Raw genomic sequence first — 24296 nt, 5'->3', positions numbered from 1 at the left:
CGCACTCCTCAGATAGACAGCTTGTTAATGCGCTTGCCGCCGTAAAGCAGGTTGACGATGGCACGGGTACCGACAATCGCGGTGAACATGGACGTCGCCACACCGATTGCGGTGGTAATTGCAAAGCCCTTGATCGAACCGGTACCGACTGCGTACAGAATGATCGCGGTGATCAACGTCGTGACGTTGGCATCAACGATACTGGAGAACGCGCCTTTATAGCCCTCATGGATCGCCTGCTGAATGGATCGCCCATTCTTCAGCTCTTCCTTGATACGTTCGTTTATCAGTACGTTGGCGTCAACCGCCACCGCGAGCGTCAGCACGATCCCGGCAATCCCCGGCATGGTTAGCGTCGCCCCTGGTAACAGAGACATCACGCCAACGATCAGCACCAGGTTAGCCATCAACGCGGTAGAGGCGATCAGGCCAAACTTGCGGTACCAGACCACCATAAAGACGATCGAAGCCACCAGGCCCCACAGGCAAGCTTCCAGGCCCTGGGTGATGTTCTGTTGCCCCAAGGTTGGACCTATGGTCCGCTCTTCCACGATCTGGATAGGCGCAATCAACGCACCGGCACGCAGCAGCAGCGACAGCTGACGTGCTTCGTTCGGGTTGCTGATACCGGTGATACGGAAGCTGTTACCCAGACGTGACTGAATGTTCGCCACGTTGATCACTTCTTCCTGCTTCACCAGCACGGAACGGCCGTTGGCATCTTTCTTGCCGCTGTCTTTATACTCCACAAACAGCGTTGCCATTGGCTTGCCAATGCTGTCTTTGGTGAAGTTGGACATGGCAGTACCACCAGCGCTGTCCAGCGAGATATTGACCTGCGGCTGGTTGTACTCATCGGTGCTGGAGGTGGAGTCTGTAATGTGGTCACCGGTCAGGATGACGCGCTTGTACAGCACAACCGGTTGGCCTTCACGGGTGTATTTCACCTCGGAGTCACCCGGCACACGGCCATTGGCCGCAGCGGTCGCATCCGCGTTGGTGTTCACCAGACGGAATTCCAGCGTAGCGGTCGCACCCAAAATTTCTTTGGCGCGCGCGGTATCCTGAATACCCGGCAACTCAACGACGATACGATCGGCACCCTGGCGCTGTACCAACGGTTCGGCAACGCCGAGCTGGTTAACACGATTACGCAGGATGGTAATGTTCTGCTGCACCGCATACTCACGCGCTTCGCTCAGGCGAGCGTCGGTCATCGTTGCTTTCAGGGTGTTGGTGCCGTTGGCAGAAAGCACCAGATCGCGCTGACGTGGCGTCATGTAGCTGATGGCTTGATCGCGAGCGGCATTGTCACGGAAGCGGACTTCCACGCCGTTGTTGTCCAACTTGCGGATCGCAGCGTAAGGAATGCCCTTTTCACGCAGTTCGCTGCGCAGGGTATCCATGGTTTGTTCTTGCAACTTGCTCAGCGCGGTGTCCATGTCGACTTCCATCAGGAAGTGCACGCCACCACGTAAATCCAGACCCAGCTTCATCGGCTCGGCGTTGAGCATCGCCAGCCAGGCAGGCGTTGCCGGGGCAAGGTTCAATGCGACGACATATTTGTCACCCAGCTCCGCCATCAAGGCTTCACGGGCGCGCAGCTGAACGTCAGGATCTTTAAAGCGAGCCAGGATGGCGCCGTTTTCCAGCGCAATCGACTTGCTCGCAATGTTGTCTTTTTCTAATACAGTACGGACTTGGTCCAGCGTAGTTTCACTGGCGGCGACTCCGCGCGCGCCAGTGATCTGTACGGCCGGATCCTCTCCGTAAATGTTGGGAAGCGCATATAGCAGTCCGACGAGGATCACCACGATCAACATCAGATACTTCCACAGAGGATAACGGTTTAGCACGGCAGTTCCCTTAGGGAAAACAAAATTACAGGGCCTTCATAGTACCTTTCGGCAGAACGGCCGCCACGAAGTCACGCTTGATCATCACTTCCGTGGTGTCATTCAGCGCGATGGCAATGATACCGGTATCTGCCACTTTAGTGACACGGCCAATCAGGCCACCGGTGGTCAACACTTCATCACCCTTGCCGATGGAGTCCATCAGTTTTTTGTGCTCTTTAGCACGTTTCTGCTGTGGGCGCAGGATCATGAAATAGAAAATCAGACCAAACACCACCAGCATAATGATCAAAGAGTACGGGCTCCCCTGAGATGGAGCCCCTGCTGCTGCCACTGCATCGGAAATGAAAAAGCTCATTAAAATTCCCTCATTAAATTTTCAATTATTAATTCAAGCGTTTAAAGGTGGTATCGGTTTACCGATCCGACCATAAAAATCCGCCACAAACAGCTCTAATTTACCCTCTTCAATGGCCTGGCGTAAACCCGCCATCAAACGTTGGTAATAGCGCAAGTTATGGATGGTGTTCAATCGGGCACCGAGAATTTCGTTGCAACGATCGAGATGATGCAAATAGGCACGACTATAATGGCGACAAGTATAGCAGTCACACTCACTGTCCAGCGTGGAGGTATCATCCTTGTGCTTGGCATTACGGATTTTTACCACACCGTCCGTCACGAACAAATGGCCGTTACGGGCATTACGCGTTGGCATCACGCAGTCGAACATGTCGATGCCGCGACGCACGCCTTCAACCAGATCTTCCGGCTTGCCAACCCCCATCAGATAGCGTGGCTTATCTTCTGGAATTTGTGGGCAAACGTGTTCAAGAATGCGATGCATATCCTCTTTTGGCTCACCTACCGCCAAACCGCCCACAGCGTAACCATCAAAGCCGATCTCCACCAGCCCTTTTACCGATACATCACGTAAATCTTCGTAAACGCCGCCTTGGATAATACCGAATAACGCATTGTTGTTATTCAGTTCATCAAAACGCTGGCGGCTGCGCTGCGCCCAACGCAGAGACATTTCCATCGAACGCTTGGCATAGTCCCAATCCGCCGGGTAAGGCGTGCATTCGTCGAAAATCATCACGATGTCAGACCCCAGGTCGTACTGGATCTCCATCGATTTTTCCGGGCTGAGGAACACCTTATCGCCGTTGATTGGGTTACGGAAATAAACGCCTTCCTCTTTAATCTTGCGCATCGCCCCCAGGCTGAACACCTGGAAACCACCGGAGTCGGTCAGGATCGGCCCGTGCCACTGCATAAAGTCATGCAGATCGCCGTGCAGCTTCATGATCTCCTGCCCTGGGCGCAGCCACAGGTGGAAGGTGTTACCCAACAGGATCTGCGCACCGGTGTCTTTCACTTCTTCCGGCGTCATACCTTTGACCGTGCCATAAGTCCCCACCGGCATAAAGGCCGGGGTTTCCACTACGCCACGCTCAAAGACCAGGCGGCCGCGACGAGCACGGCCATCGGTTGTCTGTAATTCGTACTTCACAAAACCTCCAGCGTCAGAGATACAGTCTGACGTCATTAAAACAGGACCACGCATTATGCGTAGCCCGGGAATTTATTCCCCGACGGATTCGCTTTCCGCCAGTGGATTACGGCTGATAAACATCGCATCGCCGTAGCTGAAGAAACGGTACTGCTCGGCCACCGCCTGATGATAGGCGTTCATGGTGTTTTTATAGCCGGCAAACGCCGAGACCAGCATGATCAGGGTGGATTCCGGCAGGTGGAAGTTGGTTACCAGCGCATCGATCACCTGATAGTGATATCCCGGATAGATAAAGATGCTGGTATCGCCGAAGAAGGGCGCGATCAGCGCATCCTGGCAGGCATTAGCCGCGCTTTCCAGCGAACGCACCGACGTGGTGCCCACGGCAACCACCCTTTTGCCCCGCGCCTTACAGGCTAATACCGCATCCACCACATCCTGCGGCACTTCGGCGTATTCCGCATGCATTACATGCTCTTCAATGGTTTCTACCCGCACCGGCTGGAAGGTGCCAGCGCCAACGTGCAAGGTGACAAACGCCATCTCAATGCCCTTGGCGCGCAGCGCAGCCAACAGCGGCTCATCAAAATGCAGGCCAGCAGTCGGGGCCGCTACGGCACCTGGCTTTTCGCTGTAGACGGTCTGATACAGTTCGCGGTCGGCGTCTTCATCCGGGCGATCGATATACGGCGGCAGCGGCATATGGCCCACCGCGTTGAGGATGGTGAACACGTCACGATCGTCGTTAAAGCGCAGTTCGAACAGCGTGTCATGGCGCGCGACCATGGTGGCGGCAATGCTTTCGTCATCGCCCAGCAGCAGTTCGGTACCCGGCTTGGGGGATTTAGAGGCACGCACATGGGCCAGCACCCGATGATCGTCCAACACCCGCTCGACCAGCACTTCTATCTTGCCGCCGCTGACCTTGCGGCCAAACAGGCGCGCCGGGATCACGCGGGTATTGTTGAACACCAGCAGATCGCCCGCTTCCAGGTTATCCAGCAGATCGGTGAACACGCCGTGCGTCAGGCCTCCGCTTGGCCCGTCCAGCTGCAGCAAACGGCAACCGCTGCGCTCAGGCTGTGGATAACGGGCAATTAAAGACTCGGGGAGCTCAAAAGAAAAATCGGCGACGCGCATGGGTATTCACTTCTTCAGCTAGCTAATTGGGAAAAAACAGGCGGTACAGTCTAAAGCCGCGGGCGACAAGCAGCAAGGAATAAGGAGGAATTGCATGACTTGGGTTATAGTTGGCAGATGAATTTTCTCGCTCATCTCCATTTGGCCCAGCTTGCAGAAAGCTCGCTGCTTGGCAACCTGCTCGCCGATTTCGTGCGCGGCAACCCCGCAGGTGATTACGATCCGGCGGTCGTGGCTGGCATCATGATGCATCGGCGCGTCGATGTTCTGACCGATATTCAGCCGGAAGTCAAAGCCTGCCGTGACTTTTTCAGCCCGCAATTCCGCCGCGTAGCCCCTATTACGCTCGACGTGGTCTGGGATCACTTTCTGGCTCGCCACTGGCAACAGCTTGAGCCAACCTGCAGCTTACGTACCTTCACCCAACAAGCTCGCAGCGTGATTGTGCCGCACCTGCCGCAAACGCCGCAGCGTTTCCAGAATCTGAACAGCTATCTTTGGCCCGAACGCTGGCTGGAACGTTACGCCGAGCTGCCGTTTATCAGCGATGTATTGGCAGGCATGGCTAGCCGCCGCCCACGGCTGGCCGCATTGGCTGGCTCCTTTGCCGACGTGGAACGCCAGTATCATCAGCTTGAAACACAGTTCTGGCAGTTTTATCCTCGTATGATGGAACAGGCCAGAAACAAGTCATTGTGATCGCCGGATAAAAAACCCTATTACTCATTCAGTTAAGGGAATGTGGCTTTTTGTCCTTGCCCTTTTGTACGAAAAGGTTATTTTGAAAGACTGCTGAATTTATTCTCTCGGTTTGATAGGTGGAAGCTATCTCATTGATTGGTCTTTCACCCTTCCCTCACCGAGTGGTGGCCCTTATACTGGCCCCTGCTTTTACATCAACCCATTGAACTACTATTACAGGAGTAATTATGGTCCTGGTAACTCGTCAAGCCCCTGACTTCACCGCTGCAGCCGTTTTAGGCAATGGCGAAATCGTAGAAAACTTCAACCTGAAGAAGCACCTGAACGGCAAACCAGCCGTACTGTTCTTCTGGCCGATGGACTTCACCTTCGTATGTCCTTCTGAGCTGATCGCTTTCGATCACCGCTATGAAGAGTTCCAGAAGCGCGGCGTTGAAGTTGTAGGCGTTTCCTTCGACTCAGAATTCGTCCATAACGCATGGCGTAAAACCCCTGTCGACAAAGGCGGCATCGGTGAAGTGAAATACGCAATGGTTGCTGACGTTAAGCGCGAAATTCAGAAAGCTTACGGCATCGAACACCCAGAAGCGGGCGTTGCCCTGCGTGGTTCTTTCCTGATCGACAAGAACGGCGTTGTTCGTTCCCAGATCGTGAACGACCTGCCAATCGGCCGTAACATCGACGAAATGATCCGTACCGTTGACGCGCTGCAATTCCACGAAGAGCACGGCGAAGTGTGCCCAGCTCAGTGGGAAAAAGGCAAAGCAGGTATGGGCGCATCTCCAGACGGCGTAGCTAAATACCTGTCTGAGAACGCTTCCAAGCTGTAATTTCAGCCTGTAAGTGTCAGAACCGGTCAGCCCTGCTGGCCGGTTTTTTTTATGCCCAAAATCGGTGCAACCGCCCCCCTCCTGTGCAATATTCCCCTGTTTCGCTTCACATTTTTCACTCTGCCGACCGCCGCATCGCCTATTCGTAGCTACTCTTCATAGGTTGGCCTGCGCTTTGCAGCACCTGCGGGACAAATAATAAAACAGGGATCAACACAGGAGTCGTTATGTTTTTACAAAAATGGAGTCAACCGCTGACCTTGGCAGCCTTGCTGGTCAGCAGCCAACTGTATGCCGCATCAACCCCGGCGGTGGAAGCGCAAAATGGCATGGTGGTCACCTCGCAGCATCTGGCCTCACAGGTCGGCGTCGATATTCTCAAGATGGGGGGCAACGCGGTGGATGCGGCGGTCGCGGTCGGCTATGCCCAGGCGGTGGTTAACCCCTGCTGCGGCAATATCGGCGGCGGCGGTTTCATGACCCTGCACCTGGCCGATGGCACCGATACCTTTATCAACTTCCGTGAAACCGCTCCGGCGGCGGCCAGTGCCGATATGTATCTGGATGCGCAAGGCAAGGTGAAAAAAGACGCCAGCCTGTACGGTTATCTGGCCGCTGGCGTGCCGGGAACGGTGCTGGGGATGGAGACCGCACGTAAAAAGTACGGCAAGCTGAGCCGCGAACAGGTGATGGAACCGGCTATCAGGCTGGCCCGTGAGGGCTTTATCCTGACGCGGGCCGATACCGATATTCTCGACACCACCGTCGCACGCTTCAAACAAGACCCGGAGTCGGCCAAAATCTTCCTGCGTAAAGACGGTTCTGCGCTACAACCGGGCGATCGCCTGGTGCAAACCGACTTGGCTAACACGCTGGAAGCCATCGCCAAAGAAGGCCCCTCCGCATTCTATCAGGGCAAAATCCCGCAGGCGGTTGAAGCCGCCGCCAAACAGGGGGGAGGCATCCTCACCGCCGCCGACTTCGCCAACTACCAAGTGACCGAGGCTACGCCGATCACCTGTAGCTATCGCGGTTATAAATTCGTATCTGCACCACCACCTAGCTCCGGCGGCGTCACGCTGTGCGAGATCCTCAATATCGTTGAGGGCTACGATCTGAAAAGCATGGGCTTTAACTCGGCTGCGACGATCCATACCATGACCGAGGCGATGCGCCATGCCTATATGGATCGCAATACTTATCTCGGCGACCCCGAGTTTATCAAGAATCCGATCGATCGGTTGGTGAGCAAAAGCTACGCCGATGAGATCCGCAAGAAAATCGTCGCCAATCAGGCTACGCCTTCTGTCAATGTACAACCGGGGATGGAGCCGCACGAAAAGCCGGAAACCACCCACTATTCGATTGTCGATCATGAAGGGAATGCGGTGTCGACCACCTATACCGTCAACGGCCGTTTTGGTGCCGTGGTGATCGCACCGGGTACCGGTTTCTTCCTCAACGATGAAATGGATGACTTTACCGTCAAGGTTGGCGAGAAAAACCTCTATGGTTTAGTGCAGGGCACAGCCAACGCCATCGCCCCCGGTAAGCGCCCACTATCCTCCATGAGCCCTACGCTGGTAACCAAAGACAATAAAATCTTTATGGTGCTCGGTTCGCCAGGCGGTTCACGCATCATTACCATCACGCTGCAGACCGCGCTGAACGTGATCGATCATGGCATGGCGCCGCAGGAAGCGGTGGATGCGCCAAGGATCCATCATCAATGGTTGCCGGATGAAGTCTATTACGAGCAGCGCGGTGTCTCCGCCGATACGCTGAAAATCCTCAAAGAGATGGGCTACAAGATGGTTGAGCAAACCCCTTGGGGCGCTGCGGAGCTGATTCTGGTGGGATTACCGGGTGCAGCGGGGGTCAGCCCGGCCAACTCGGGTAACGACTCTGCCGTTTCTGGACGCGTACGTGAGGGCTACCTGTACGGAGCCAACGACGTACGCCGCCCGGCAGGATCTGCAGTGGGGTACTGAGGGATCTGGTTTACCCGCCAATTGGCGGGTAAACCTTTAGCCAACTTTAACCACGTAGCCGCCACACGCTGGCCGACTCGGCCGCTAGCTGCAACCGCAGGCCACCTTCCTGTGCAATAAGTTCACCTTCCCCTTCAGCAAGCTGCCATTTCCCCTCTCGCAACAGCGGGCTATAAGGCAGTTCGACTTCTCCGCTATCACTTCGCTGCAACGCTACCAGCACCTGCTCCCGCTGGTAAGTACGCACAAACACCAGCGTCTCCCCCTGCGCATACAGCACCTGGCAGCCGCCACGGCGTAACGCCTTGCTCTGCTTACGCAGTGCCGTCAGGCGGCTGAACAAGGCCAACAGCGGCCGATCCCATTGGCTTTCATCCCAAGGGAACGTCTTGCGGCAGAAGGGATCGTTGCCGCCATCCAGACCAATCTCATCACCGTAATACAGACAAGGCACGCCAATCCACGCTAGCAGCCACACCGCCGCCATCTGCATCCGGCGCGGATTGTTATCCAGCAAGGTCAAGAAACGCGCCGTGTCATGGCTATCCAACTGATTGAACTGGATCAGTTGGCGGTTATGGGGCAATCCGGCCCGGTAACCGTCCATCCAGTGCGCACAGTCTGCCGCATCCAGCAGTACCGGATGATAAGCCACGTCGACACCGGCCAGAAACGCCCTAACCGGCAAGGCAAAGCCCATATAGTTCATGGCAGCGTCTTCAACTCCGGCATGCAGCCAGCGGCGCGCGTCGCCAAAATGTTCGCCCAGCACATAGGCAGCCGGGTTCTCTTGCTTGATTGCCTGATACATTCCGGCCAGGTGATGGAGGTTTCCCGCTGCACCGCCGTTTTCCCCCAGCATATGCACCACGTCCAAGCGCCAGCCGTCGATGCTGTACGGTGGGCGTAACCAATGGCGTACCACGCTGTTGTCCGCCCGATAAATAGTATCGACCACCTGCGGTTCGGCAAAGTTGAGCTTGGGCAGATTGGTATTACCCTTCCAGCTCAGCACGTTACCGTCCGGATAGAAGTTGAACCAGCTACGATACGGGGAATCGGGATGATGGCATGCACCACCCTCTGCCTGTTGATAACGATCGAACCACGGATGGGAGTCTCCGGTATGGTTGAATACGCCGTCCAGCACCAGTTTCATTCCCATCTTGTGAGTGCTTACTCGCAAACGCAGCAAGGCGTCGTTACCGCCGAAGTAGGGATCGACCTGATAGTAATCTTCGGTATCGTACTTATGGACGCTGGGTGAGGTGAATATCGGGTTCAGATACAGGGCGGTGACGCCAAGCCGCTGCAAGTAGGGCAGCTTCTCGCTGATGCCGTCCAGATCGCCACCGTAAAAGGTCGAGGCAGCATGTTCATCTGCCAACGGGTGTTGCCAGTCACGACGTATCACGTCACTTCCGGCAGCATGATGGTGATAACTGCCATTCTGGATACCATGCTCCCCACCGCTGCTGGCAAAGCGATCGGGGAAGATCTGATAAAACACCTGATCGGCTACCCAACCTGGGCTGCTATCTGGCTCATCCACGGCAAACTGAGCCAGTTGCCCCGGCGGGGTCAGCGACCAGCCCTGCGGGCCAAACCACTGCTGACGATCGGCCCATAGCAGTTTAAAACAGTAGCGCCGTACCGGCTCCCCTTCGTGCAGCGTCAGGCTGGCCTGATAGCGCCAGAGCCCGTCTACCGCCTTCGGCTTCATGATCAACAGCCACTCTTCATTGTCCGGCTCGACGCGTAGAAAGACCTGTTCGGGCAACTCGTCACTTTGTAACCACAAAGCGATCTCCAGACGCTGCCCCTTATTCACCATGAAAGGTGGAACCGGCTGATGCCAGGCATTTAGCATGAATTTTCTCCTGATGTAGCAAACCCAATCGACGACGAATGCAATGCCACGCACCATGCCACGTTGAGCACCGTTCTCCCTCATCTTTGAGTGATAAACTCGGGGATGAGCCGAGGGGTGGAGATGCTGATTTACAATGTAAAAGTGGGTAAACAGACACATATCATGCCCGATAACCTTTAGGCTAACGGGTTTTAGATTTATTGGATGTTTTTTAAGTACTTTGGAGGGAGCTAGCATGCAACAACAAATAAGGCACTGGTTGGAAAGTATTGGGCTGGAATTCACCGACATGATGTCACTGGCGATGGTGCTTGGGCTGATTGCATTGATTTCCGTGGTGATCCATCTGGTGCTGCACCGCGTGGTGCTGACCGCTATCCAGCGCCGTGGCCAGCATTCACAGCATCTCTGGCAGCAGGCCATCACCCAACATAAACTCTTCCAGCGCGCCGCCCTGCTGCTGCAAGGGGTGATCATCAACGTGCAGGCGGTACTGTGGCTGCATAATGGCAGCCAGACTCAGGCAATTATCGTTACTGCGGCGCAGGTATGGATCCTGTTATTTTCCCTGCTGACGTTGTTCTCACTACTCGACACGCTGTTGGCTCTGATGCGCCAAAGCCAGCTTGCCAATCAGCTCCCGCTGCGTGGCATCTTCCAGGGCGTGAAACTGGTCGCCGCGATCTTTATTGGCATCATGATCATCTCACTGCTGATGGGCCGCTCACCGCTGCTGTTACTCAGCGGTTTGGGAGCCATGACGGCCGTCTTGATGTTGGTGTTTAAAGATCCCATTCTCGGCCTGGTCGCCGGGATCCAGCTTTCCGCCAACGATATGTTGAAAATCGGCGATTGGCTGGAGATGCCTAAATACGGTGCCGATGGCGCGGTGACCGACATCGGCTTGACCACGGTCAAGGTCAGAAACTGGGACAACACCGTCACCACCATTCCCACCTACGCACTGATCTCTGATTCGTTCAAGAACTGGCGTTCAATGTCTGAATCCGGTGGCCGCCGCATCAAGCGCAGCATCAATATCGACACCACCAGCGTCCACTTCCTGACGTCAGAGGAGCAGGAACGCCTCAACCGTAACCCCCTGTTGCAACGCTATCTGAACGATAAAACCCAGGAGCTGGGTAAGTACAATCAACAGAGCGAGATAGATCTCAGTTCGCCGCTCAACGGCCGCCGCCTGACTAATGTCGGTACTTTGCGTGCCTATTTGGTGGCTTATTTACGTTCGCACCCGGGGATCCACCAGAATATGACGCTGATGGTGCGCCAATTGGCCCCAACGCCGGAAGGGTTACCGCTGGAGATTTACGCCTTTACCAACACCACGGTGTGGGCAGAGTACGAAGGAATTCAATCGGATATCTTCGATCATCTGCTGGCGGTGATCGGCGAATTCGATCTGCGCATCCATCAGACGCCAAGCAGCAACGACATGCGCAGCATGCTGGCAAACCTGCAGCCCGCGCCCAACAATTCCTAACGTAGCCTGACGAAATTATTTCTGTTGGTAATTATCTTCAACCGATTGCCAACAGATATCTCCTCTATCTTTCTTTCTGCCGCCGAATGGCTATTAATACTCACACGCCATTTTACCGTTCGGAGCAGGCATCTTGTTAACATCGTCAAAACACCGTCTGATCACCCTATTGGCCACGCTGATGTTTGCTGGCTACCTGCACAGCGCCACGCTGGACGAAAGCCAGATGAGCCGCACATTGCAACCGGCGCTCAGTGCCTTGAGCAGCAATATGATGGATATTCGTGAAGCACTGGCGCGCTGTGTCAGAGAAGGGAAGGAAGAACGGTTATGCGAAAGCAACCTGGTGATGGAGGCCAGAGCCGCCGGAGGGGACGATCCCGAGGAACACAGTTAAAAAAACACCGGTTCAAGGCCGGTGTCCGCTTGCTGACAAAGTCGCAATATAAGGGCGCAGCATGCTGCGCCCCCTAAATGAGTCTCGTTCAGTCCTGCTGCGTCAGCACGACCTGCTTTTTCTGGCGGTTCACCTTGATGTAGTAGCCCAGCAGCAGAACCGCGACCCATACCAGCCCGGCATACAGGGAAATACGCGTCGTTGGGAAGTAACCGATCAGGCCGATGATAAACACCAGGAAGATGATGGCAACCACCGAGGTGAATACCCCACCGCGCAGTGGGAACGCCAGCTTGCTAACCTGATCCTTGCTCAAGCTGCGGCGGAAAGCGATCTGCGAGAACAGGATCATGATCCACACCCACACGGTGGCAAAGGTCGCCAGTGAGGCAATCACCAGGAACACGCTTTCCGGCATGATGTAGTTGAGATACACGGCGATCAGCATGGCCGCCATCATCACCACTACAGTCACCCACGGAATACCGCGTTTGGAGATTTTGCTGAATACCTGCGGGGCATGCCCCTGCTCCGCCAACCCATGCATCATACGGCCAACGCCGAATACATCGCTGTTAATCGCCGACAATGAAGCGGTGATCACTACGAAGTTAAGAATACCAGCCGCAATGGTGATCCCCATATGCTGGAAGGTCAGCACAAACGGGCTACCGTTGGTCCCCACCTGGTTCCACGGATAGATGGACATGATGACGAACAGCGTCCCGACGTAGAACACCAGGATACGCCAAGGCACCGAGTTGATGGCTTTAGGGATCGACACTTTAGGATCTTTGGCTTCACCGGCGGTAATGCCAATGATTTCAATCCCACCGTAGGCGAACATCACCAGCTGTAGCGACAGGATCATGCCAATAAAGCCGTTACTGAAGAAGCCGCCGTTGACCCACAGGTTATGTATCCCGGTCGGTTGCCCTCCGTTGCCGATGCCCCAGAAGATGATGCCGATACCGGCGACGATCATGATGATAATAGTCGCCACCTTGAAGAACGAGAACCAAAACTCCAGCTCACCGAACACCTTCACGCTCATCAGGTTGATGGCACCGATGATCAGCACCACGCTCAACACCCAGATCCAATGCGGCACTTCCGGGAACCAGACGCCCATGTAGATGCCGAAGGCCGTCACGTCGGCAATGGCAACGATCAAGATCTCAAAGCAATAGGTCCAACCGGTAATGTAACCTGCCATTGGGCCGAGATAATCCTGGGCATAGCGCGAGAACGAGCTGGCCTGCGGATTATTCACCGACATTTCGCCCAGTGCGCGCATGATGATAAAGGCAATGATACCGCCGATCAGGTAAGCCAGCAGGACGCTGGGGCCAGCCATTCTGATGGCCTCTGCGGAGCCGTAAAACAGACCGGTACCAATGGCCGAACCCAGGGCCATAAAACGAATGTGGCGCGTGCTGAGGCCACGCTTGAGCTTATTGGCTGGAGCTGCGGTGGGTGACTGTTGTTGCATGAAAATGACCCGTCTTTATTTAAACGTAAAAAAGCCACGGACAAGTCCGTGGCCTAAAATTCAGACCGTAGGTTTAAGGGTGAGCAGTCACTTGGCTGCGTGCAAAAACCCGATCATAAATCGCGACCAGTACCAGCATCAGCAGCGAAGGTGGCAACCATGCCAGCCCCTGCGCCGCCAGCGGCAGGTGATTAGTCCATTCTGGCATCAAATGCTGGAAGTTGGACGCTTTCACCGCATCAAGGATACCAAACAACAGGCTGACTAACATCACCGGCGCAACAATACGTGATGCACTGGTCCACCAACGCAGGGTGAAACTCAGCAGCACCAGCACGATGCAAGGTGGATAGATCGCGGTCAGCACCGGGATCGAAATCTGGATCAGGTGGCTCAGGCCGAGGTTGGAAACCACCATCGAGAACAGGCCGAGAATGAATACCAGCGTCTTGTATGAGAACGGCAGGTATTGCTCAAAGAACTCCGCACAGGCACAGGTCAGGCCCACCGCGGTCACCATACAGGCGATGAAGATCAGCGCCGCCAGGAAGAAGCTGCCCAGGCCGCCGAAGGTATTTTGCACATAGGCATGCAGCACTACCGCACCATTGGTGGCATCTGGCGTCAGCACGCCGCTGCCGGAGCCCAGTTTGAACAGGCTCAGGTAGACCAGCGTCAGGCCCACACCGGCGATCAAACCGGCCAGGATGGTATAACGGGTCAGCAGACCAGCGTCCTTCACCCCACGAGAACGTGCGGCGTTAACGATAACGATACCGAACACCATGGCGCCCAGCGTATCCATCGTCAGATAGCCGTTAACAAAACCGGAAGAGAACGGCACGGTTTGGTAGGCATCCACCGCCGGGATCGGCGTCCCAGCAGGCCACAACACTGCGGCAATACCCAGCACGGCCAACGCAACAATCTTCAGCGGAGCCAGAATATGGCCCACGGTGTCAAGCAAGCGGCCCGGATAGAGCGAGATGCCAATCACCAGTGCGAAATAGACCAGGCTGTAGATAAACAGCGGCATGGCACCGTCACCGGTCAACGGCGCAATACCCACTTCAAAGGAAACGGTCGCGGTGCGCGGGGTGGCAAACAGCGGGCCAACGGCCAGATAGCACACCGTTGCCAGCAGCAAGCCAGCGCTACGGCCAATCGGTGAGCTTAATGCATCAACGCCGCCGCCAACGCGAGCCAAGGCAATCACGGTGAGAACCGGTAGACCCACGGCGGTGATCAGGAAACCAATTGCCGCAGTCCAGACGTGTTCGCCAGACTGCAAACCCACCATCGGCGGGAAGATGATGTTCCCGGCTCCGACGAATAAGGCAAAGGTCATAAAACCCAAAGCCAGAATATCTTTTGACGCTAAACGATGACTCATAATCTGTTGTGCTGCCTGTTGAAATAAAAAATTGCCGATAAGCATGGTGGCAAAAGTGCCCCACTTCGGTTCGGTTGCCGGCCTGCTCTCTCATCGTAATACTCATGGGCAACAGACAGCGCGCAATAGCGGCGTCTGACCTTGATAAAGGCGAATACTCATGATGACGAGCAGATTTTTAGACGTTTTTTCCCGTGCTGAATTCCAGGCCGCAATCACCGCGGAATGCTGAGGAAAATGGAGGTTTAGTCCGGCAATAGGGGGATAGTTAAACGTTTATAGTGCCAAAAGGCAATACGCAGGACAGAAAGCAGAGTGATCGTCCAGATAATATTGCTCATCCAGTCGAACATAGGGGTTATCAATAAATATGCACTACATGATTTGTATTATTTTTGAGCACATCACTCACGAAATGTGAAACAAATGGTTACATAGTGCGTGAAAACACCAATAACCAGACACTAAACGCGTGTCATGTGCTCATTTTACTGGCGTTTACCAGACCGACGCTGCGATATTGACCACGCTACGCAGCTTATCCCACTGCTGCTGCTCACTCAGGCTGTTGCCCTCTTCGGTAGAGGCAAAGCCACACTGCGTGCTCAAGCATAGCTGTTTGATATCGACGAACTGCGTTGCTTCCTTGATACGTTGTTGCACCACCGCCGGATCTTCCAGCTCACCGGTCTTGGTGGTGATCAACCCTAGTACCACCTGCTGTTTGCCCGGCCTGATAAAACGCAGTGGCTCAAAACCGCCAGATCGCTCGTTATCATATTCCAGGAAGAAGGCATCAATATTGACCTGGCCAAACAGGATTTCGGCTACTGGCTCGTAACCGCCTTCCGAGATCCAGGTGGAACGGAAGTTACCACGACAAACGTGCAGACCAATGGTCAAATCATCCGGTTTTCCGGCAATGGCTTTATTCAGCACCTCTGCGTAGGTTCGGGCCAATTGCTCAGGATCTTCACCCCGCTCACGGATCTGGCGCTTCTGATCGTCGGAGCACAGATAGGCCCAGACGGTATCGTCAAGCTGCAGGTAGCGGCAGCCAGCGGCGTAAAAGGCTTTGATCGCATCGCGGTAGGTTTGTGCCAGATCGTCAAAGTAGCTATCCAGATCCGGATAAACCAGCGGGTCGATCGCCTTACGGCCACCACGGAAATGCAGCACGCTCGGGCTCGGGATGGTCATCTTCGGTACAGCATCACCGGCTACGCTTTTCAGAAAACGGAAATCCTCCAGCATCGGATGGTTGCTAAAACCCAGTTTGCCGGTCACCTTGATGCTGCGGGCTTTGGTTTGCACGCCGTTAAACTGAATGCCCTGCTCCACGTCGTAGCCTTCTACACCATCAAGCCCTTCAAGGAAGTCGAAGTGCCACCAGGCGCGACGGAACTCGCCATCTGTCACGACCTGTAAGCCTATCTCTTGCTGTTTGCCAACAATATGGCGGATTTGCTCGTTTTCTACTGCGCGCAACTGAGCCGCATCGATCTCACCATTCTGGAACTGCTGACGGGCCGTTTTCAACGCCGCAGGGCGCAACAGGCTACCGACAACGTCGGCGTGAAAGGCATGGCTGGCTTTGGACATGTTCTGCTCCGATGATGCACTGAGGGCTTACCGCCGTCAGTTCCAATCATTGACAAGTTGAATTATTACGCCGGGTTACAAATGGACATCCAGACGTCTACACTGCTTGAGTGCATCCTTTCATGTCACCGGTCACCCGGCAATGGAGAAATTTTCATTGGTGTTGAATTAAATTCAAGTTGGCCGGACTACTCCAACCCCAATAGAGCGCGGGTTTTGCGCAGCGTATCTGGCGGCAACGGCAGATAGCCGTCGTGATTTACCAGATCCTGTCCCTGCGCAGACAGTACACGGTCGAGGAATGCCGCCGTCAGGGGCTCCAGCGGCTGGTTGGGAGCTTTGTTGATGTAGATATACAGATAGCGCGCCAACGGATAGCTACCGTTACGCACGTTGGTTTCGCTAGGTTCAATATAACGGTCACCCGTTTCTGCCAGGGGCAACAGCCGCACCCCGCTGGCACGAAAACCAATGCTGGCATAGCCAATGCCGTTTAACGATCCGGCCACCGCCTGCACCACCGAGGCCGACCCCGGCAGTTCATTCACCCGCGCCATAAAATCACCACCGCATAACGCACGCAGCTTGAAATACCCATAGGTACCCGAGGCGGAGTTGCGGCCAAAACGTTGCAAGGCACGCTGCTGCCAGCCGCCCTGCAGCCCCAGCTCTCCCCAGCGATTAATCGGCGTGTTTTCCCCGCAGCGGCGGGTAGCGGAAAAGATTTGATCCAGCTGTTGCAGATTCAACCCACGTAACGGATTGTCCTGATGCACCAGCACCACCAGCGCATCAACCGCGACCGGCACCGCCAGCGGAGCATAGCCATAGCGGTGCTCAAATGCCGACACCTCCGCCGCCTTCATTGGCCTGCTCATTGGCCCAAGCTGCGCCGCTCCTGCCGCCAATGCGGTGGGTGCCGTCGAGGAACCGGCAGCCTGCAGTTGCAGGTTCACGTTGGGATAGTGTCGGCTGAAATCCTGCCCCCACAGCGCCATCAGGTTGGCCAAGGTGTCGGAACCTACGCTAGACAGGTTACCGGAAAGCATGCCGTCCGGAGCAGCCACGGCCCCGCGGCCAACCGACAGCAGCAGGCAAAGCAGCAAAGCTTGGGTAAATCGATTCATGGCGGGCTACCTGTTAATTTTTCACCGCATTCTCTGCTAAAGACGCGGGAACAATCAACCGGTTAGGCAAGGTAAAGATAAAACGGGTGCCGATGCCTGGCTCGCTGAGGATCTCCAGCCGTGAATCATGATGGCTGAGCGCATGCTTCACGATCGCCAACCCGAGCCCACTGCCGCCGGTCTGGCGCGAACGTGCTTTATCCACGCGATAGAAACGCTCGGTCAGGCGTGGGATATGCTCGGCACCGATGCCCGGCCCGTTATCGCTGACCTGGAACTGAGCCCCGTGCGGCGTCTGCTGCCAGCTCACTTCGATGTTGGTACCCGCCGGAGTATGGTTGACAGCGTTGTACACCAGATTGGAAACCGCGCTGCGCAGCTGATCCTCATTACCGAACACCTGCAGATTTTCATTCACCCGGAAATTGATCTGGTGATTACCACTGCTGAGCGACTGCGCCTCACGCTGCAATACCCGCAGCATTAACGGAATATCAACCTTCTCGTTCATATCCACGTTTGGCGCGGCCTCTATCCTGGAAAGCGTGAGCAACTGCTTTACCAACCCATCCATGCGTTTGGTCTGCTCTTGCATGGTGCCCAAGGCTTTGCCACGCAGCGAACCATCCAGCTCTTCATCGCTCATCATCTCCAGATAGCCTTGCAGCACCGTTAGCGGCGTACGCAGCTCATGACTGACGTTGGCAAAGAAGTTGCGTCTGGCCCCCTCCAGTTGACGCATCTGGGTCACATCACGGGCCACCATTAGCAATTGGCCTTCGGAGTACGGCATGATACGGAATTCGACAAAGTGCTCGTTATTCAGCTGTAGCGTCAGCGGCCGGGTAAATTCTTGCTGTTGCAGATAATGACTGAATTCCGGATAGCGCAGCAGGTTGAGAATGTGTTGGCCGTTATCTTCCGGCCAGCGAAAGCCCAGCAGATGCTGTGCCAGGCCGTTACACCAGAAGATATTGCCCTCAACGGTGGTCATCACCACCGCATCCGGTAAGGATTCGGCCCCACTACGGAAGCGTTTGATCAACAGCGCCAGCTCACGGCGGCGGCGACGGTTACGCTGCTGCATCTGGTACAGGCCATAGAACAACGGCTCCCAGCTCCAGCGGCCCGGCGGCGGCGTCATGCTGCGGTCCACCCACAGCCAGTGGGAAAGTTTGAGTTGGTTATAGAAGTTCCAGGCCAGCGCAGCCAGCACCGAAACCAACAGCAGCCAGGGCAGATAACCGAAAATCAGCCCCAGCAATAAGGCGGGCAGGCAAAAAAGGGCCAGCTCCAGCGCCAGCCTCTTCCACGATAAACGTTCTAGCACGGTAACCTCTCCAGCGCAGTGCGATCAGTAGCGCGTTGAGAACCGATAACCGGTGCCGCGAACGGTTTGAACCATCTTGTCATGACCACTGGTCTCCAGCGCCTTACGCAGCCGGCGGATATGCACATCAACGGTGCGGTCTTCCACATAAACGTTAGTGCCCCAGACGTGATTAAGCAACTGTTCGCGGCTATAAACACGCTCCGGATGAGTCATAAAGAAGTGCAGCAGCTTGAACTCGGTCGGCCCCATCTCCAGCGCCTGCTCATTGGCCATCACCCGGTGTGAGGAAGGATCCAGGCTTAGCCCCTGCATTTCAATCACTTCTTCTACTGCCATTGGTGAAATACGGCGCATTACCGCCTTGATACGTGCCACCAGCTCCTTGGGGGAGAAAGGTTTGGTGATGTAATCATCCGCCCCAACTTCCAGGCCACGTACCCGATCTTCTTCTTCACCGCGCGCGGTCAGCATCATTACCGGGATATCCCGGGTCATCGCCTCACGCTTCATATGCTTGATAAACTGAATGCCGGAACCTCCCGGTAACATCCAGTCCAGTAACACCAAATCAGGGAACGGCTCAGACAGGCGCGTGACGGCACTGTCATAATCCTCGGCTTCCAACGGTTGGTAACCATTCTGTTCCAACACAAAGCACACCATCTCACGGATCGGCGCTTCGTCTTCCACCACCAGTATGCGTCTTGCCATCGTCAATCCTGCCAATGTGTTAGCGATCTCAGTTGATTGCGGTCGCCATTATGCGTCAGTTTTGTGACACTTTTATGAAAAAATAGCCCGTTCGAACGCAGTAAGCATAGCGATTATTTCTGACGGCAAACAAAAATCATTCGGCTCTCTACTTGATTGAGCCACGACAGGAGAGATCCCCCCCTTTATAATCGTCGCCATTATGTTGTCGCCCTGGGAGTTTTATGCGCCTGATCCATACCTCCGACTGGCATTTGGGCCAGTACTTTTTCACCAAAAGCCGCGCCGCCGAGCATCAGGCCTTTTTAGGTTGGCTGATCGAACAGGTGGAACAGCAGCGGGTGGACGCGCTGATCGTCGCAGGCGATTTGTTCGATACCGGCTCTCCGCCAAGCTACGCACGCGAGCTGTACAACCGCTTTGTGGTGGAGCTGCAACGCACCGGCTGCCAGCTGGTGGTGCTGGGCGGCAACCACGACTCCGTAGCCACGCTGAATGAATCGCGTGAGCTGCTTTCCTGCCTGAACACCACCGTGATTGCCAACGCGCAAAGCGAGCTTGAGCAGCAAATTGTGGTGCTCAACCAGCTTGATGGCCAACCTGGTGCGGTGCTCTGCGCCATTCCGTTCCTGCGCCCACGAGATCTGCTCACCAGCCGCGCCGGTGAGTCTGGCAACCAAAAGCAGCAGGCCCTGCAAGAAGCCATCGCCGAACATTACCAAAACCTGTATCAGGCAGCTTGTGCGCGCCGCGATGCGTTGGGTTTGCCACTGCCGATCGTCGCCACTGGCCATTTAACCACCGTGGGCGTCACCACCTCGGATTCGGTGCGGGATATCTATATCGGCACGCTGGACGCTTTCCCGGCTCAAGCGTTCCCTCCTGCCGATTACATTGCGTTGGGGCATATCCATCGTGCGCAGAACGTCGCCAAATCCGAGCATATCCGTTACAGCGGCTCGCCAATCCCACTGAGCTTTGACGAGTTAGGCAAAGCCAAAAGCGTGTTTATGGTCGATTTTGCCGACGGAGCATTGCAACAGATCACGCCACTGGAGATCCCTACCTTCCAGCCCATGCAGCTGATCAAAGGTGATTTGCAGCAAATCGAGGCGCAATTACAGCAGTTTGCCGATTATCAGGGCGAACTCCCGGTTTGGTTGGATATCGAAGTGGCCACCCAGGATTACCTCAGCGATATTCAGCGCCGCATCCAACAGTTGGCGGAAGATTTACCGGTTGAAGTGGTGCTGCTGCGGCGCAGTAAAGAGCAACGTAGCCAGACCCTTGCCCAGCAGGATAAAGAAACCTTGAATGAATTAAGCGTGGGCGAAGTCTTCGAGCGCCGGTTGGCGTTGGAAGCCGAGATGGCCGAACCGCGCCAACAGCAGATGCGGCAGATGTTCCAGCAGGTGGTAGAAACCTTGCATCACCATGAGGAGCCATCAGCATGAAGATCCTGAGCCTAAGGCTGAAAAACCTGAACTCGCTTCAGGGCGAGTGGAAAATCGACTTCACGGCGGAACCCTTCGCCAGCAACGGTCTGTTTGCCATTACCGGCCCCACCGGAGCGGGTAAAACCACCCTGCTGGACGCCATCTGCCTGGCCCTCTATCACCAGACACCACGCCTGGAAGTTAGCGCCAGCCAGAACGAATTGATGACCCGCCACACCGCCGAATCGCTGGCCGAAGTGGAGTTTGAGGTCAAAGGCGTCGGCTATCGCGCCTTCTGGAGCCAACGCCGGGCGAAAAACGATCCGGACGGCAACCTGCAGGCTCCCAAGGTGGAGCTGGCACTGCGGGCAGACGGCAAAATCCTGGCGGATAAAATTTCCGATAAAAAAGAGCTGATTGCCGCGATCACCGGGCTGGATTTTGGCCGCTTCACCAAATCGATGATGCTGTCGCAGGGCCAGTTCGCCGCCTTCCTGAACGCCAAGGCCAACGAACGTGCCGAACTGTTGGAAGAACTGACCGGCACCGAGATTTATGGACGGCTATCGGCACAGGTATTCGAACAGCACAAACAGGCGAAAAGCGATCTGGACGCTTTGCACCACCGTGCCAGTGGGATTGAACTGCTTAATGATGAGCAGCGCCAGGCGTTGGAAAACCAGCTCAACGAGCTCGGCGCTGAAGAGCAACTTCTCAGCCAACAATCACAGCGGCAACAACATCAGTTGAGCTGGCTGCAACGCTGGCACGCCATCCAGCAACAGACTCAGGATTATCAGCAACAGCTGTCTGGCGTGCAGCAGGAGTATCAACTGGCCGAACCGCAGTTGCAGCAATTAGCTCGCAGTGAGCCCGCCGAGAAACTGCGCCCGTTGCTCAATGAGCGTAATCGTTGTCAGCAAGAACATTTGGCGCTGCAACGGCAGATCGAATTGTTGGCAAAACAGCAACAGCAGCAATTAGCCGAACTGACCCCGTTACAACAGCAGTTGGAGCAGGCGCAAAAGGCCAGGCAGGCTCAGGCGGAACATCAGCAACAGCAGCAGACGCTGATGGATGACAAGGTGTTGCCGCTCGATCATCAGATTGCTCAGTTACAAAACCAACTGGCAGAAGCGCATAAACAGCATGCAGAGAGCCAGCGGCAGAGCGATGAGCTGCGGCGCACGCTGGAACAACTCACCGAAAGACGCGGCCAACTGGCTACCCTGGCGGGTCAATATCAGACCAGACAGCTTGAACTCACGGCAGCGCTGGATAGCCAACTCCAGCAGCAAGCCACGTTAGAGGCGCAATCCCCACTGGAGAAACTGCGTCACCGCCAGGCCGAACTGAGTGGCTTGCGCCCGGCTCGCCAGCAGTTGTCGAAACTGACCTTACTATTCCAGCAGAACCAGCAGCGCCTTGAGCAACAGCGGCTCGAATTCACTTCGCGCCAAAAACAGCTGACCGAAGTAGCAACCCAGCTCGATGCGGTACGCCAGCAGTATAAACAGCAAAAAGCGCACCTGACAGACATTGAGAAGACTCTCGAACTGGAAAAACGCATCGTCAGTCTGGAAGCCGAACGGGCGCGTCTGCAAACCGATGCCCCCTGCCCGCTGTGCGGCTCCACGCACCATCCGGCGATCGAGCAATATCAGGCTGTCAAACCGTCAGAAACGGAGCAGCGCGTCGCTCAATTGCGCGCCCAAACCGAAGAGCTGCACACTAAAGGAACAGAGCTGCGTGCACGCAGTGAAAGCCTGAAAGAGCAGCAGCAACGCCTGCAAACGCAGTTGAACCAGGAACTCGAGCAGCAGGAAAGCTATCTGCAAAACTGGCAAACCCTCAGCGCGCCCTTGGCCTTCGACTTTACGCTGCAAGACAGCGCCCGGTTAACCGCCTGGCTGGAGGCTTGCGATAGTGAGGAACAGGCCGGTCAGCAACTGCTGTTGCAACACGAACGGCTCGCCAAGGCCGTGCAGCTTGCGAAGGATGCCCTGAATGCCCTGCAAAACGAACAGCAGAGTTCGCAACAGGAAGCAGCACGGTTGAATGAGCGCTTTGAACTGCTGCAGAAAAACCAGCAGGAAACTCAACGCCAATTGGCGCAGTGGCAACAGCAGTGCCTGACGAATGAAACTCAGCTGCTGGCACAGCGTAACGAACGCATCGCGCTGTTTGGTGAGCGAACGGTGGTTGAAGCCCGTGAGCAGCTACGCACGGCACAAATCGCCGCAGAGCACGCCCTGCAGCAGGCCACGGAGCAATTGCACAAAGCGCAGGAGCAGCGCGATCGCCTGGCTGGCCAGTGGGTCGGTTTGCAGCAACAGCAACAACAGCAAGCCGAACGGGGGCAACAGGCCGAACAGCAATGGCAGCAGGCCTTGGCCAGCAGCACCTTCGATGATGAGGCCGCATTCAACGCCGCGCTGCTGGATGACGACGTACGCCAGCGCTTACAGCAGCACAAAGAGCAGTTGCAGGAGCGTCAGGTGCGGGCCACAACGCTGTTGGCGCAGGCCGTACAAGCTCTGGAACAGCACCGTCTGGAACGCCCTGCGGATCTGGATGAAAACCAGGTCAATATTGAGCAACTCACCACCGCGCTCAGCGAACTGGCAGAGCGGCTGAAAACATTACAGCTGCGCCAGGGCGAGGTACGTAACCAACTGAGCAGCGATGCCGAGCGCCGCCTGAATCAACAGTCCCTGTTCGAACAGATCGCCCAAAGCCAGCAGCAGTACGACGACTGGAGCCTGCTCAACCAGCTTATCGGTTCCAAAGAGGGCGACAAGTTCCGCAAGTTCGCTCAGGGCCTGACCCTGGATCATCTGGTGTACCTGGCCAACAATCAGCTTGGCCGCCTGCACGGGCGCTATCTGTTGCAGCGCAAAACCAGTGATGCGCTGGAGCTACAGGTAGTAGATACCTGGCAGGCAGATGCTCTGCGCGATACCCGAACCCTTTCCGGTGGTGAAAGCTTCCTGGTGAGTCTGGCGCTAGCGCTGGCCTTGTCCGATCTGGTCAGCCACAAGACCAGCATCGATTCGCTGTTCCTGGATGAGGGCTTCGGCACGCTGGATGCCGAGACGCTGGATACCGCGCTAGACGCCTTGGACAGCCTTAACGCCACTGGCAAAACCATCGGCGTGATCAGCCACGTTGAGGCAATGAAGGAGCGCATCCCGGTGCAGATTAAGGTGAAAAAGGTCAATGGCCTGGGGGTCAGCCGACTGGACGCGCAGTTTCGCATCGAATGACTGCTACTGAGGTTTACGTCAAGAGGTAACTACGGCCAGAAGTGTGATCGTGGCGACAGTACAGGCTGAAAAGCATTGAGCCCGCGCTGACAACGGTTATCATGATAATGATTACAGGATTGTCACT

General features: G+C 55.7%; 18 protein-coding genes. 7 read left to right on the top strand and 11 right to left on the bottom strand.

Annotation, left to right across the window (positions count from 1 at the left end):
* Window positions 1–8 precede the first annotated feature (8 nt).
* The 4 genes from secD to queA form a co-directional block, all read right to left on the bottom strand.
* Complete coding sequence (secD, locus tag KGP21_RS07015) at window positions 9–1856, bottom strand: protein translocase subunit SecD (RefSeq protein ID WP_094981208.1); 1848 nt, start codon at window positions 1854–1856, stop codon at window positions 9–11.
* Between the two features lie 25 nt (window positions 1857–1881).
* Window positions 1882–2214 (bottom strand): preprotein translocase subunit YajC, encoded by a 333-nt coding sequence (gene yajC, locus KGP21_RS07010; protein ID WP_021180200.1) that lies wholly within the window; start codon window positions 2212–2214, stop codon window positions 1882–1884.
* A 33-nt stretch (window positions 2215–2247) separates the two neighbouring features.
* Window positions 2248–3372, bottom strand: a complete 1125-nt coding sequence (tgt, locus tag KGP21_RS07005; RefSeq protein WP_021805505.1) for a tRNA guanosine(34) transglycosylase Tgt — start codon at window positions 3370–3372, stop codon at window positions 2248–2250.
* 72 nt (window positions 3373–3444) lie between these two features.
* Window positions 3445–4515: a tRNA preQ1(34) S-adenosylmethionine ribosyltransferase-isomerase QueA gene (gene queA / locus KGP21_RS07000; protein ID WP_021805506.1), complete on the bottom strand. Its 1071-nt coding sequence runs from the start codon at window positions 4513–4515 to the stop codon at window positions 3445–3447.
* A gap of 117 nt (window positions 4516–4632) precedes the next feature.
* Here queA and KGP21_RS06995 point away from each other — a divergent pair, with 117 nt between their 5' ends.
* From KGP21_RS06995 to ggt, 3 genes are all read left to right on the top strand, one after another.
* Complete coding sequence (locus KGP21_RS06995) at window positions 4633–5214, top strand: ACP phosphodiesterase (protein WP_037375264.1); 582 nt, start codon at window positions 4633–4635, stop codon at window positions 5212–5214.
* 230 nt (window positions 5215–5444) lie between these two features.
* Window positions 5445–6047, top strand: coding sequence for a peroxiredoxin C (locus tag KGP21_RS06990; protein ID WP_037375265.1), 603 nt, complete (start codon window positions 5445–5447; stop codon window positions 6045–6047).
* Window positions 6048–6274: 227 nt separating this feature from the next.
* Window positions 6275–8038 carry a gamma-glutamyltransferase gene (gene ggt, locus KGP21_RS06985; protein WP_094981209.1) on the top strand — a complete coding sequence of 588 codons (1764 nt, stop codon included), beginning with the start codon at window positions 6275–6277 and terminating at the stop codon, window positions 8036–8038.
* 46 nt (window positions 8039–8084) lie between these two features.
* On the opposite strand, the gene malZ is transcribed toward ggt, so the two are convergent.
* Window positions 8085–9908: a maltodextrin glucosidase gene (malZ, locus tag KGP21_RS06980; protein WP_223537600.1), complete on the bottom strand. Its 1824-nt coding sequence runs from the start codon at window positions 9906–9908 to the stop codon at window positions 8085–8087.
* Window positions 9909–10146: 238 nt separating this feature from the next.
* On the opposite strand from malZ, the gene KGP21_RS06975 reads away from it, so the two are divergent.
* Together KGP21_RS06975 and KGP21_RS06970 are read left to right on the top strand one after the other, a co-directional pair.
* The gene (locus KGP21_RS06975; RefSeq protein WP_223537597.1) at window positions 10147–11412 is read left to right on the top strand and encodes a mechanosensitive ion channel family protein; all 1266 of its coding nucleotides are present in this window, start codon (window positions 10147–10149) and stop codon (window positions 11410–11412) included.
* A 133-nt stretch (window positions 11413–11545) separates the two neighbouring features.
* Window positions 11546–11809, top strand: a complete 264-nt coding sequence (locus tag KGP21_RS06970) for a hypothetical protein (protein ID WP_223537594.1) — start codon at window positions 11546–11548, stop codon at window positions 11807–11809.
* A gap of 88 nt (window positions 11810–11897) precedes the next feature.
* On the opposite strand, the gene proY is transcribed toward KGP21_RS06970, so the two are convergent.
* The 6 genes from proY to phoB all read right to left on the bottom strand — a co-directional run bounded on the left by proY (window position 11898) and on the right by phoB (window position 19467).
* A complete protein-coding gene (gene proY, locus KGP21_RS06965; RefSeq protein ID WP_021805512.1) occupies window positions 11898–13301 on the bottom strand; it encodes a proline-specific permease ProY in 1404 nt (467 codons plus the stop codon).
* A 73-nt stretch (window positions 13302–13374) separates the two neighbouring features.
* Window positions 13375–14694: a branched-chain amino acid transport system II carrier protein gene (brnQ, locus tag KGP21_RS06960; RefSeq protein ID WP_037375329.1), complete on the bottom strand. Its 1320-nt coding sequence runs from the start codon at window positions 14692–14694 to the stop codon at window positions 13375–13377.
* Between the two features lie 498 nt (window positions 14695–15192).
* Entirely contained in the window at window positions 15193–16296 is a 1104-nt protein-coding gene (locus KGP21_RS06955; RefSeq protein ID WP_223537592.1) for a cobalamin-independent methionine synthase II family protein, read from the bottom strand.
* A 188-nt stretch (window positions 16297–16484) separates the two neighbouring features.
* The gene (locus tag KGP21_RS06950) at window positions 16485–17423 is read right to left on the bottom strand and encodes a PstS family phosphate ABC transporter substrate-binding protein (protein ID WP_218519784.1); all 939 of its coding nucleotides are present in this window, start codon (window positions 17421–17423) and stop codon (window positions 16485–16487) included.
* 13 nt (window positions 17424–17436) lie between these two features.
* Window positions 17437–18753: a phosphate regulon sensor histidine kinase PhoR gene (gene phoR, locus KGP21_RS06945; RefSeq protein WP_223537590.1), complete on the bottom strand. Its 1317-nt coding sequence runs from the start codon at window positions 18751–18753 to the stop codon at window positions 17437–17439.
* Between the two features lie 24 nt (window positions 18754–18777).
* Window positions 18778–19467 carry a phosphate response regulator transcription factor PhoB gene (gene phoB / locus KGP21_RS06940; protein ID WP_021180214.1) on the bottom strand — a complete coding sequence of 230 codons (690 nt, stop codon included), beginning with the start codon at window positions 19465–19467 and terminating at the stop codon, window positions 18778–18780.
* 224 nt (window positions 19468–19691) lie between these two features.
* Here phoB and sbcD point away from each other — a divergent pair, with 224 nt between their 5' ends.
* Both sbcD and sbcC read left to right on the top strand, forming a co-directional pair.
* Window positions 19692–20921 carry an exonuclease subunit SbcD gene (sbcD, locus tag KGP21_RS06935; RefSeq protein ID WP_021805516.1) on the top strand — a complete coding sequence of 410 codons (1230 nt, stop codon included), beginning with the start codon at window positions 19692–19694 and terminating at the stop codon, window positions 20919–20921.
* The gene (sbcC, locus tag KGP21_RS06930) at window positions 20918–24169 is read left to right on the top strand and encodes an exonuclease subunit SbcC (RefSeq protein WP_223537588.1); all 3252 of its coding nucleotides are present in this window, start codon (window positions 20918–20920) and stop codon (window positions 24167–24169) included. Before sbcD ends, sbcC begins: the two co-directional genes overlap by 4 nt.
* Window positions 24170–24296: the final 127 nt, after the last annotated feature.

It is taken from the genome of Serratia sp. JSRIV004 (assembly GCF_019968705.1).
In the GTDB taxonomy this organism is placed as follows: domain Bacteria; phylum Pseudomonadota; class Gammaproteobacteria; order Enterobacterales; family Enterobacteriaceae; genus Chania; species Chania fonticola_B.
This window is presented reverse-complemented; position numbering and strand designations above follow the sequence as displayed.